This is a genomic window from Longimonas sp. (assembly GCF_040409695.1).
Lineage (GTDB): Bacteria > Bacteroidota > Rhodothermia > Rhodothermales > Salinibacteraceae > Longimonas.
Map to the genome: position 1 here is coordinate 1 of NZ_JARWGJ010000099.1, position 12,878 is coordinate 12,878.

Annotated in this window: 6 protein-coding genes; 5 read left to right on the top strand and 1 reads right to left on the bottom strand. The window is 59.5% G+C overall.

Annotation, left to right across the window (positions count from 1 at the left end; translation table 11 throughout):
- Positions 1 to 286: 286 nt before the first annotated feature.
- Positions 287 to 3,502 carry an SNF2-related protein gene (locus PPP56_RS06335; RefSeq protein ID WP_353563193.1) on the top strand — a complete coding sequence of 1,072 codons (3,216 nt, stop codon included), beginning with the start codon at positions 287 to 289 and terminating at the stop codon, positions 3,500 to 3,502.
- A gap of 406 nt (positions 3,503 to 3,908) precedes the next feature.
- On the opposite strand, the gene recQ is transcribed toward PPP56_RS06335, so the two are convergent.
- A complete protein-coding gene (gene recQ, locus PPP56_RS06340) occupies positions 3,909 to 5,747 on the bottom strand; it encodes a DNA helicase RecQ (protein WP_353563194.1) in 1,839 nt (612 codons plus the stop codon).
- Between the two features lie 389 nt (positions 5,748 to 6,136).
- Here recQ and PPP56_RS06345 point away from each other — a divergent pair, with 389 nt between their 5' ends.
- The 4 genes from PPP56_RS06345 to PPP56_RS06360 all read left to right on the top strand — a co-directional run bounded on the left by PPP56_RS06345 (position 6,137) and on the right by PPP56_RS06360 (position 12,792).
- Positions 6,137 to 7,402 (top strand): FHA domain-containing protein, encoded by a 1,266-nt coding sequence (locus tag PPP56_RS06345; protein WP_353563195.1) that lies wholly within the window; start codon positions 6,137 to 6,139, stop codon positions 7,400 to 7,402.
- A 217-nt stretch (positions 7,403 to 7,619) separates the two neighbouring features.
- A complete protein-coding gene (locus PPP56_RS06350; RefSeq protein WP_353563196.1) occupies positions 7,620 to 9,884 on the top strand; it encodes a serine/threonine-protein kinase in 2,265 nt (754 codons plus the stop codon).
- A gap of 499 nt (positions 9,885 to 10,383) precedes the next feature.
- Entirely contained in the window at positions 10,384 to 11,433 is a 1,050-nt protein-coding gene (locus PPP56_RS06355) for a CsgG/HfaB family protein (protein WP_353563197.1), read from the top strand.
- 78 nt (positions 11,434 to 11,511) lie between these two features.
- Positions 11,512 to 12,792 carry a CsgG/HfaB family protein gene (locus PPP56_RS06360; protein WP_353563198.1) on the top strand — a complete coding sequence of 427 codons (1,281 nt, stop codon included), beginning with the start codon at positions 11,512 to 11,514 and terminating at the stop codon, positions 12,790 to 12,792.
- Positions 12,793 to 12,878: the final 86 nt, after the last annotated feature.

The window sequence follows — 12,878 nt, forward strand, 5'->3', positions numbered from 1 at the left end:
AGTTGGCGCTTTGAGCCAGGCACCCTGCCCCCATCCCCGTCATCCTGACGCCGCAGGCGGAAGGATCCCAACGCCAGCACCACACGCCTGGCACGCCCCGCACATACGAAGCGGTCCTGTGCATGCTTGGCGGCAGCGCATCCCGATCGTACGGCGCCGAGATGCTTCACTGCGTTCAGCATGACTGGGGAAGAGGGCTTTTCTGTCCTCGCAGTTGCACTCGAATCCCTCGTGTGCTACGTTGAACGAGGCATCGAGTCCTCACATCGCACCGCACTGACCGTCTATGTCAGACCCCTCTGCATCCCTTCGTACCACCGACCTCACATTCTTTACCAACGAAGCAGAGGCATCGCTCTATCACCGCTTTGTCGACACCCTGAGCGATGTGCAGTACTTCGATGTACTGGTTGGTTACTTCCGCTTTAGCGGATTCCACCGGCTCCACGAAGCGTTGAACGACGTCGACCAGATCCGCCTGCTCGTTGGGCTCTCTACCGGACGCACCACGGGGCAGTTGCTCGACACGCACCGCAGGCAGCAGGCGATGGACTTTGCCGCGCATGCCGATACCCGTACGCAGGTCATCGACGACGTAATTCAGCAGATTGCAGCGGCTAACGAGCAACGTGATATCGAGCAGGGCTTGCGTGCGTTCATGCGGTTTCTACGTGAAGGAAAACTGGAGATTCGTGCATATCCAGCTCCGCTGCACGCGAAAGTGTACATCGGGCGGTACCACGAAGACGACCGTGATTTTGGCCACGTCATTACCGGGTCCAGCAACTTCTCGGAATCGGGGTTGGTGGGCCAGCGCGAGTTTAACGTGGAGCTGAAGCAGCCCCACGATGTGCGGTATGCCCTGCAGCAGTTTGAAACGCTCTGGGAGCAGGGCGTCGAGGTCACGCCCGACGTGGCGGACACGATGCAGCAGCGCACCTGGCTCAACGATGCACTGACCCCGTACGACATCTACCTGAAGTTCTTGTACGAGTACTTCGAGGAAGACATTAACCTCGATGAGCAATCGCAAGACGATGGGCTATACCGTCCCGAGGACTTCATGGAACTGGAGTACCAGACCCAGGCCGTAACCGCAGCACGCAAAATCCTGGAGGCCCACAACGGCGTGTTTATCGCCGACGTGGTCGGGCTGGGCAAAACGTACATTACCGCCATGCTCCTGCAGCAGATTCAGGGCCGCACGCTCGTCATCTGCCCTCCCGTGCTGGAAGAGCAGTGGCGCGAGGCGTTCCTTGATTTTGGGATTCGCGGATGCCGGGTCGAGTCGCTCGGGAAGCTGGAGCAGGTGCTACACCGCGACCCAGATCGCTACGACACCATTGTGCTGGACGAGGCGCATCGGTTTCGCAATGAGGATACGCAGCGATACGAAATGCTGCATGAGATCTGCTTTGGGAAAAAGGTGGTTTGCGTATCTGCAACCCCCCTTAACAACGCCATCAGCGATCTCTACAGCCTGCTGAAGCTGTTCCAGACGCCGCGCCGCAGTACGATTCCCGGCGTGCCCGACCTCAAGCGGTTCTTTAAGCAGCAAACACGAGCACTCAACCAGTACCCCAACGAGTCGCCCGAACATGAAACCACGGCCCAGCAGGTCTCCGAAGCCATACGCGATCGGGTGCTGAAACACGTGATGATCCGGCGCACGCGTAGCGAGATCGAGAGGTACTACAAAGACGACCTCGACAAGCAGGGCGTATCATTTCCCAATCTGGCGGCGCCGCGCCGCATCATCTATGCATTTGATGACGAGCTTGAGCAGGTTTTCCGGCGCACCATCGAGCGACTCAAGGACTTTGCGTACGCGCGCTACACCCCGCTGCTGTACTATACGGGCGAACTGACGCCGCTGCAGGAGCAGTCGCAGCGGAATATTGGTGGATTCATGAAAAGCATCATCGTAAAGCGGTTGGAGAGCAGTTTTTACGCATTTAAGCAAACGCTGGCCCGTTTTATCGAATCGTACGAGCGGTTTATCGAGATGTACGATTCAGGTACCGTGTATCTCGGCAAAGATGTGGACGTATTCGACCTGCTCGATAACGACCGCACCGACCGGCTGCATGCGCTTATCGAGGCCGATCGCGTGTCAGCATATCCGGCAGAGGCGTTCACCGATGGCCTCATGGAAGCCGTGCAGCGGGACCTTCAGGTGCTGCGGTCGATTCAGGCCGATTGGAAACCGATTACGCACGATCCAAAGCTGGATGCATTTCGCGAGCAGCTGCATTCCGACAAAATACTCAGCACAGGGAAGCTGCTTGTTTTTACCGAAGCGGCGGAAACAGGCGAATATCTCTTTGAGGCGCTCAACGACGTCATGCCGGGGCAGGTCTTGTTCTATTCGAGCGATGGTGGACGTGACGCCGACGGAACCCTTGGGGTGAATCGAGCCCGGCAGCGCATTGCCGAAAACTTCGATCCGACCGCGTCTAATCCCCGTGACGACTACCGGCTGCTCATCACAACCGATGTATTGGCGGAAGGCATCAACCTGCACGAGTCCAACACGGTGATCAACTACGACTTGCCGTGGAATCCAACGCGTGTGCTTCAGCGCGTGGGCCGAATCAACCGCGTAGGGACCGCGCACGACAATATCTACGTCTACAACTTTTTTCCAACCGATCAGGCAGACGCCCAGATCAACCTGGAGGCCAACATCAAGGGGAAGATCCAGGCCTTTCATGATACGCTGGGCGAAGATGCACAGTATCTAACTGATGAGGAAGAGGTGTCTACCCATGAGTTGTTTGGGGCAGAGTTGTATGATCGCTTGAACACGGCATCCACCTACGAGGGCGAAGACGAAATTGCGTCGGAACTCGAGTACCTGCAGCTGTTACGCACCGTGCGCGACAACGACCCCGAGCGTTTCGCCCGCATTCAGAAGCTTCCGAAGAAAGCGCGCACAGCCTGGAGCCCATCTGAGGGTCCACATGGACTGCTCACGTTCTTCCGGCGTGGTGCACTGAAGCAATTCTTTCTGGGAACGCCTAAAGCGGCGCACGAACTCACCTTTTTCGAGGCAGCTGAAGCCTTTTCATGCGCTCCAGACACCCCACGCATTGCGCTCCCCGATGATTTTTATGACTGTTTAGGACGGAATCGAACAGCGTTTGAACAGGCGGTGGCCCATGATACACCACAAGGGGCTACAGGGGGGCTCTCCAACGAGGAAAAAGTGGTGCGCCGTCTAAAATCAAGTGAGATGCGTAGGCATCAGCGTTTTGCGAAGACTGATCGTAAGTACATCGCTGACGTGATTCGCGCGTTTCAGGATGGCATTATTCCGCGTCACACGACCACGCGCCTCAAAAACGCATTGGAAGAGGAGCCCGATTCCCTCCGAGCCCTGCAGGTTGTGCGTGTACACGTTTCAAAACGTCTGCTGGATGCGCATCGCATGAAGCGTGAGGCTCGCGCCACCGAACACCGAGAGGTGATCGTATCGGTGTATCGTGACGATGTGCGTTGAATGGCAGAGTGGACAGCAGTTTAGTGATCGCTGAAGGCCTCATCCGTAGGCGGGAGGATCTCAACGCCAGCCCAACACGCCTGGCGCGCCCCTCACATGCGAAGCGGCCCCTTGCACGCTTGGTGGCAGGACATTCCGAACGTACGGCGCTGAGATGCTTCACTGTGTTCAGCATGACTGGCGACAGGAGTCGGCGCTTCATGAGTCAGGCACTTGCCCTCCACCATGCGTCATCCTGACATCCGACAGCGGCCGGGCGGAAGGATCTCAGCGGTACCCTCACACGCAGAGCGCGGCTGTCCATTCGGGCATGCCCTCGGGCCGTGTGGTATGATCGGCAGCAGGGAGATTTTTCGACTTCGCTCCGCTCCGCTCAAAATGACACCTTGGTAGGGGAGAGCTTGAATTATCCCGCCTCCGCAATCACGGGCAGGAAGTCGTCGGCGTAGCGCTTGAGCTTGACATCGCCCACGCCGTGCAGGCGCGCAAAGTCGGCGCGGGTAGCAGGGCGCTCGCGCACCATGGCGATAAGGGTGCGATCGGGGAAGACGACGTAGGGCGGCACGCCCTGCGCCTTGGCCAGCTCGGTGCGTTTGCTGCGTAGCGCCTCAAACAAGGCATGGGCCTCGGGCGTGTCGGGCAGGTCGGGAGCCTCCGAAGCGGAGCGCGACGATGAGCGCCCGTTGCCAGACGCCGAGGTATGCTTCTGCGTATCCTTGCGCAGCTCGACGGTGGCATCCCCCTGAAGCACCGGCTGGCACGCGGGTGTGAGCTTCAGCGCGCCGTATCCGCTCACATCGACCTCCAGAAAGCGCGCTGCCACAAGCTGGCGGATCACCGACTTCCACCCCTTCTTGTTGAGCTCGTCGCCGATGTCGTAGGTCGAAAGGCGATCGTGGCCATGGCGGCGAATCTTTTCGGTGTTGCGGCCCAGGAGCACATCGGTAACATGCCCCGCGCCGAACCGCTGTCCGGTACGGGCAATGCACGAGAGCACCTTCTGGGCGGCCACGGTGCCATCCCATGTATCCACTGGATGCAGGCACGTATCGCAGTTGCCACAGGGTTCGGGCGCCTCCTCGCCGAAGTAGCGCAACAGCACCTGGCGGCGGCAGTCGGTCGTTTCGCAGTATCCAAAGAGCGCATTCAGCTTGTGGCGCTGTGCCCACGTGTGGTCGTCGCTTGCCGCGCTGCGATCTAAAAACTGGTGGAGGCGCACGATATCGCCATAGCGATAGGTCATCCACGCCTCGGCCGGACGCCCATCACGGCCTGCGCGTCCGGTCTCCTGGTAGTAGGCCTCCAGCGTGGAGGGCGGGTCGAGATGCGCCACGAAGCGCACATCGGGCTTGTCGATGCCCATCCCAAACGCGACTGTAGCCACGACCACGAGTCCGTCGTCCTGCAGAAAGCGCTGCTGGTGGTTGCTACGCATCGCATCCGACAGGCCAGCATGGTAGGGCAGGGCGCGGATGCCCTGCTCGCCCAGCCACTCGGCGGTGCTTTCTACCTTCTTTCGCGTGCGACAGTACACAATGCCGGCCTCGCCTGCGTGCCGCTCGTCGATAAAGCGTCGTAGCTGGCGCTTTGGACGGTTCTTGCGCGTGACCGTGTAGCGGATGTTGGGCCGGTCGAATCCGGTAACGAAGAGCGCCTCGGCGTCCAACTGTAGACGATCGAGCAGGTCGGCCTGCGTGTCGGTATCGGCGGTGGCGGTGGCGCCGATGAGCGGCACGTCGGGGAAGCGGGTGCGCAGGTTTGCCAGGTTGAGGTAGTCGGGGCGGAAGTCGTGGCCCCACTGCGACATGCAGTGTACCTCGTCGATCGCGAAGAGCGCGATGGGGGCGCGGTCGAGCAGCTGAGCAAACGACGGGTGGGTGACCCGCTCCGGCGCCACGTACAGCAGGTCGAGGTGATTCTGGCGCAGGGCATCGCGAAGCTGGCGCCGCTCCTCGTGCGACTGCCCCGCATGCAGGCAGGCGGCCTCAACACCGACCTGCTGAAGCGCGGCAACCTGATCTTGCATCAGCGCAACGAGCGGCGATACAACGATGCCAACGCCGTCGCGGATGAGGGCGGGAATCTGGTAGCAGAGCGACTTTCCGCCGCCGGTGGGCATAACAACAAGTGCATCCGATCCACCAACCAGGCGGTTGATGATCGTTTCCTGCGCCGGACGAAACGTATCGTATCCGAATACAGAACGTAACACCTGCAGAGGAGCAGAACCGGTTTCAGACGGCATAAAAGTGAGGAATGGAAAGCGGGAAGAACAGAAGCGTATGGATAGCATGCGAACGGCGCGCACTGCGCAAGGTCCCTGCCCTGGTTGGGCGGAGCATCCTGACAGAGGGCCATCGTTGTTCATCCTTCATAGTACCCTAATTGTTTGGCGCTCAGACGCTCCTGAAAGGGGGCGCCCGGTACAGGTAGGGCGTCCGCATCGCGGTACAATACGCGCGTATTTTCATGGAGGGCTGTGCCATGCAAAACGACGACCCGCGGCGGGGCCAGCTGCGTGCTTGTTATGTTCTTTGTACGCGTATTGTATGTTCGGGGCGTGGTCCTTTCTTTGCGGGTGTGGTACACGCAATACGTCTCTTTTCAATTTTACTCATCGAAGCAAACGCACAGATGCCGATCAAACTACAGGTTGAACGTAAAGGCGATGAGGGTAAAGACCCGGCCGACTACCTGTTTGAGCAGGAACGCATTCGCCTTGGGCGGGCGAGCGACAATGACCTTACGCTTCCCGATCAGGAGATCAGCCAGCATCATGCCGAGGTTGTGCATGAAGACGGCGAGTACAAGCTGCGCGACCTGGGCAGCAAAAACCACACGTTTGTGCATGGGCAGAAGCTCGGGGCCGACGATTCGTACACGCTTCGCAGTGGCGACGTGTTTGCGATGGGGGGCTTTCACATCGAGTTTGTACCGCTCTTTATGCCTTCATCGGAGCAGACGGCACTGGCGGATGAAGACGAGCCGTCAAACCCGTTTGAGCGCCATGCACGCGAGTTGAAGCGTGCGCTTCATGCCATGATGGAGACGTACACCTATGCCCCGTCTGACATACGCGACGCCGAGCTGAAGCGCACGCTCGAAGAGGTGCTGGAAAGCCGTTCAGGCGGGATTAAGGTAGATGAGCATGATGCGGTAAAGCATCTCGCTACGATGGTCCTGGGCGCCGATATGCCGCGGGAGGCGTCGGAAGAAACCGGTACAGGTGTTTCGGGGAAGACACCACGGGGGGCAGCCTCGACGGACGAATCAGGCGCGGCTACAGATCCGGCTTCTGATCCAGCTTCTGATCTCCCCGCACACGTCGACGAGGTGATCAACGTGCTTGTGGAAGCGGTGGCGCGCACCACCAGCATCCCGCGCAAGTTCTGGCGTGAGTTCAGCGGCAACACGGTGGTACATCCGCCCGACCGGGCCTTCATGCGGGCTGCCAACCTGCGCGACCTTCGAGCCCATCTGTTGGATCCGGAGGTGTCGGAAGGCGAGCGGAAGAAGCGGCTCTCTCATCTGAAGGAAGCCGTAGACACGCTGGTCTGGCACGAAGTGTCGCTGCTCAATGGATACAAATCGGCTGTGGCCCACGGAAGCGATGTGCTGCTCGACAAGCTCAATCCCGAGTCAATTCGAGCGGCCCGCGCAGAAGGCGATGGGTTCTTGAACAAAGTCTTCGGCGGTGGCGGAGGGGCATCACAGGAGAAAGCTTCGGTTGACGTGCTCTACAAGCGATGGAAAGCGCTGCGCGAGCAGTCGCCGAGTGCGCTTGAGAAAGCGATCTATCGTCCGGCCTTCACTGAAGCCTACCTGGAGCGAATGGCCGACTCGTGGGGAGTTGACAAAGAAGATATTGCCCAGCGCGCCGAATCCGACAATGCGTCGTAACTTTGCGTACTAATTCGTACGTTGTAGGCCATGCTGGGTGGTCCACGCTGGTAATTGATTGGAATCAAAGCGGGCATACGCAGTACATCATATGGTTTGCCCACCGCTGCGGCAAGCACTGTGGTCCTCACTGTGGGCCTTGGCAGAAGAAGAGAGATAACAGGTGAGAGATAGCAGGTGAGATGCGGCGCAGAAACGTGAAGACCCAATAAGGCACATGGATGATTCGGCAATCGGCAAGGAGGTAGACGGCTACCACATCAAGCGTGTTATCGGACGCGGCGGTATGGGGGTTGTGTACGAGGCTGAAGACGTAGCTCTTTCACGCTCGGTAGCGATTAAGCGCGTGAACCCGTCGCAAGCAAACCGCGACCTGTTTCTGCATCGCTTTCGTTCGGAAGCACGCGCGTTGGCCCGCATCGACAGTCCGCATATCGTAAGCGTGTACGCGCTCCGGGAGACCGACCTGGGGCTGCTGATCGTCATGGAGTTTGTGGATGGGGGAACGCTTGAAGACCGCCTCGACGACGGCCCGATGCCGCTGGAAGAGGCGCTTCCGCTCTTCAAGCAGATGCTGCGCGCCTTTGGCCATGCGCACTCAGCCGGGGTGATCCACCGCGACATCAAGCCGCAGAACATCATGCTCACGAAGAGCAGCGTGGTGAAAGTCACGGATTTTGGAATCGCAAAGATGCGCACCCAGGATTCGGGGCAGACGGTTACGCAGGGTGGGCAAGGAGGTACACTTAAGTACATGTCGCCCGAGCAGATATCGGATATTCAGGCGGTCGACGACACCAGCGATATTTATGCGCTTGGCATGGTGGCCTATCAGATGTTGGTGGGCCACCTTCCGTTCGAGGAAGCCGAGACCGACTTCGATATCATGCGGAAAGTCGTGGAGGGTAAGCTGCCTCCGCCCACCGAGTACCGCGACGACATCCCGAAACCGCTCGCAGATCTGATTACCACGGCTACAGCAAAGCAGCAGAAAGACCGCTATCAGAGCACAGAAGAAATGATGGCGGTCATTGAGGCCTTTGAGGAAGGAGAGAACGTTTCGGGGGGCAGCGTGCCCGAACCACAGGAGCCGACGATGCAGGGGACGCCCCCGGAGTTTGAGGTGGAGGATATGCCGGAAAAGCCGGCCTCGGAGGAGACGGTGCTTGCAGCTGCTGCAGGCGTGGATAATGCTGGAGGTGAGGCCGGGGATACCGCTACGGCATCCACACAGACGGCGCTTGCTACGTCCGACGAAAACAGTGACGCTGGTACGGGCTCTGGCACAGCTACCCAGGTACATGCAGGCGCTGCGGAAAAAGAGCCCAACCGTTCCAGTCATGATCCATCTCACAACGCATCGGAGCGCCGTAGCCTGCTTTGGGGCGCTCTGGCATTGCTTCTCCTGTTAGTTGCGACAGGCACGTGGTGGATGGCTGGAAGCGAATCATCGAATGCTCCTGCGCTCACGGTAACCACCGATCCACCTGGCGCCATCGTCTATGTGGATGGCGACTCGGTTGGCACGTCGCCGCTTCAGGCACACGCACTTGCAGCGGGAGTGGGGGCTGTACAGGTTCGGCTGGAGCGAGAGGGCTATATGCCGATCGACACGACTCTCACGATGGAAGAGGGAGAGCGTTACGTGCTGGATGACGTCTCATTGACGTCGGGCGACGTGCGCCTGGCTGTTCAGACGGAGCCAGCACAAGCACAGGTGTTTGTAGATGGTGAAGCAATCGGGTCGACGCCTTTTGACAGTGAAGTGCTGATTGCGGCAGGGGAGCGCCGCGTGCGCATCGAGAAGGCAGGGTACGAGCCGTTTGATACGACCCTTACGGCAGAAGCAAGCGGATCGACTATCCGGCTCGAACCCAGGCTGGTGGCCGATCCAACAGCGCTTGCAACGACAGAGTCGACTGCGGGCGGCGACGCCGAGGAAACGCCGCGCGAGCCGCGCGAACCAGAAGCTTCTTCTGAGGAGCCGCCTGCTGATGCGTCGGCAGCGCCTGCTACGCTGGTCGTACAAGCCCAGCCCGAGGGCACCGTACGCGTGGCGGGCGAGTCGGCATCGGACCGGGGCCAGTTTCAGCTGGAAGCAGGAGCACAGCAGGTAGAGTGCGTGCACCCTGAGCATGGGCGCATTGCTACAACCGTATCGCTCGAAGCAGGGCAGAGCAACGAGGTGCAGTGTCACTTTTCACACCTGGTAAGCATAAATGCCGACCCGTGGGGAAGCGTCTGGATCAATGGCGAAGATACCGGCCAAACAACCCTCGAGATGAGCCAGGTTGCTTTTGAGCCGGGAAGCTACGAGGTGCAGGTGCGCGTAGACCGCCAAGACCGCATCCTGAGCCGTGGGGTGGTGCGTATCAGGCGTGGAGAGAGCGAAGAACGAGATCGGTTCTCGGGGTACACGTACACCATCAACGTCGAGCCGTCGTTCACGGAAGTAGAGTACTTCATTACGTTCACGGATTAAGCAGCATCAGCTTAACCGGCACCCGTCTCTTCTCTATATCGCGGCGTCTGGGTCGCGGCGTCTGGCGCTTTTTTTGCTCGTTACCATATCCTAAATAGTCGCATCCAGGCACTGCATGTGACACCACAGGCGGGATGCAATGACATGCGCGTGCTCCGATGGCGTAAGTCCCATAGGCGAAAAAGCACACATATTATTGCAAATGAATGTCCGCTTCCCGTTCTTGTTTGCGTAGTGTTTAGTAGGGAGCAGCTGTCAGCAGGGTGAACTCTGATAGGCACGGGCACCCAAGCCTGCATGGCATGCCTGTCACATACAGCTGCGTCAGAACGCACCGAGTATGGCCTTCTCTGGATGAAAGATAGAAGGGCAGGGATGTCTACGTGAACTGGGGCGGGTTAGACAACGACGTTGGGTAATTTCTTTCGATAGATTCAGGAGCACACAGGGTACGGTTATGCAACATAAACGCTTCACACAATATATTCAGCCTTCAAGTATGCGGGTGCACCGGCCGCTGTCGGTTGTGGTGCTCCTTCTTTTGTTTACGGCATCCAGCCTGTGGGCGCAAGATGTGTCGCTGGAAGAGGCGAAAGACGAATATCTTTTTGCGGACTACGACCGCGCAATTGAGTTGTTTTCCGAAATTGCACATTCGTCTGCATACGATTCGGAAACGCGCATCGAGGCATTTCGCTATCTGGGCCGCTCTTACATCGCGAAGGACAAGCAAGCTGAGGCGCGCGAGGCAATGGCCGAACTCATCCGGCTTGAGCCGCCTATCGTAGAGCTTGACGCCGACGATGAGCCGCCGCCCCTCATCCGCCTCTACTACGACGCACGCCGTGAGGTACAAGACGACTACAGCGTAGAGCAAGCCAGTCCGGGACTGCAGACGCTTGCGATTATGGACTTCTCGAACAACTCGGTCGATCAGCGTGAGCGGTTTGAGGGGCTCACGAAGGGGCTGCCGTCCATGATGATTAACTACATCAACAGTGGAGTCGATCTGAAAGTGATCGAGCGCGAACGCATTCAGTGGCTGCTCAACGAGCTGGAGCTGCAGCGCCAGGAGGGCGTCGTCGACCAGTCGACAGCGGTACGTACCGGTGAGCTGCTCGGTGCAACCGCCGTGGTATTTGGGAGCTACATCATCCTGAACGATCAGATGCGCATCACGGCACGCGTGGTAGACGTGGAGACGGGCGAAGTGCTGCTCGGCGAAGAGGTGACCGGTGAAGCAGAGTCGTTCTTCACGCTGATCGAGGAGCTTAGCCAGAACGTGACGCGAGCCGTTAACGTCGAGATGGAAGAGACGCAGCTCGGCACAGAGGAAACGAACTCGCTCGATGCTATGATGGCCTACTCGGAAGGACTCGAACGCATGGAGCGGGGGGATTACCGCGGGGCATTTGAGAAGTTTATAGAGGCAACTGACCATGACAGTGGGTTTGCACGTGCGGAGCGCAAGGCCGAAAGCCTGCGTCCTATGCTCGCTCTGAGTGGCGATATCCGCAGCAGCGAAGCCTCGTCGAGCACTATGAACTAAGCCCCTGTGTGGCTCATGCTTTCTTTGGCTCATGCTGCTTTCCGCCGAACGCCTTTCCCCCAAACGCTTTTCACCGTCGTGGCTGCACTAAGCGGACTGCTGGTGCTCACGGCGTGCACGGCGTCAGAGCTATCCTACAGCGAGGACCCCAGCGACTATCGCAACGAAGTGCGCATGCTGCAGCAGCGGCTCGACGACGACCCGTCGGATGCTGCAGCACTGCGTGATCTCGGGGCGATCTACATGCAGACGCGCCGGCCCAACCGCGCGTACGACACCCTGAAGCGCTCCTACGCACACGTCCCAAACGATCCAAAAACGCTGTTCTACCTGGGCATGGCAAGCGAGAGCGTGGGACGCGAAAACGCAGCCCTGGAGCTGTTCTCGCAGTACGATGCTGTGCCCGAATCCTCACGCTACCGGTCTCTCATGGAAGGGCGCTATGAGTGGATCGTGCGCCAACAGGCCCGCACCGAGATCCGGGGTCTGATGACCCGCGAAGCGACCATTGCCGACCGGGAGGTGTCGCCCCGCATCCTCGCTGTGCTTCCGTTTAACTACCGGGGCGTGTCTGACCAGTACGAGCCGCTGGGGCGTGGCCTGGCCGAAATGATGATCGCCGACCTCGCCAACGTGCGCGAGCTGCGCGTTGTGGAGCGGGTGCGCTTGCAGGCGATTCTGCGCGAGGTTGAGTTTGGGCAGTCCGACTACGTAGACCGCCGCTCAGCGCCCCGCGTGGGGCGGCTTCTCGGCGCCGGGCGCCTGGCAGGCGGGTCGTTTCGCGTAACGCAGGAGCGCGACATCCGAATGGATATGGTGGTGCTGGAGCTTAACGCTGACAGCACCCCCAGCGTGCCCGCTAAGACCGGTGCGCTGGCCGACCTCTTCTCGATGCAGAAAGACCTTGTGCTCGCCCTGCTCGATGCCATCAATGTGTCTTTAACGGATGCAGAGCGCGCTGCCATCTCGCCCGTTCCCACCGAAAGCCTGGATGCGTTTCTGGCGTTTAGCCGCGGATTGCTCGAGGAAGACCGCGACAACTTCTCAGCCGCGGCCCAGCACTACCGTGAGGCCACGACGATCGACCCCGGCTTTTCGATAGCCGCCGAGCGAGCAACACAGGCTGAGGCGCTCAGCACAGCAGGCGGAACGGCCCAGAACGCGCTCTCTGCAGCAGCCGAACCCATGCAGTCTGCCAGCGCCCTAATCCAGCAGCGCCTCAACAACATGGGACGGGGCTATCTCGGGGCCGAAGACCTTGCCGAGGGCATTGAGCGAACCCCAGCAGAAGAAGCAGACGGTGCAGGCTCTACGCTGCTCCCACTACCGCCCGACCCGCCTGTTCGTCCGGACCCCTGATCCCCCACGCGCAGACGGCCCCCTACGCTTCCCTATACCCACTCCCTACACGCATCCGATGACATGTATCGAGTGAGATGCATTGC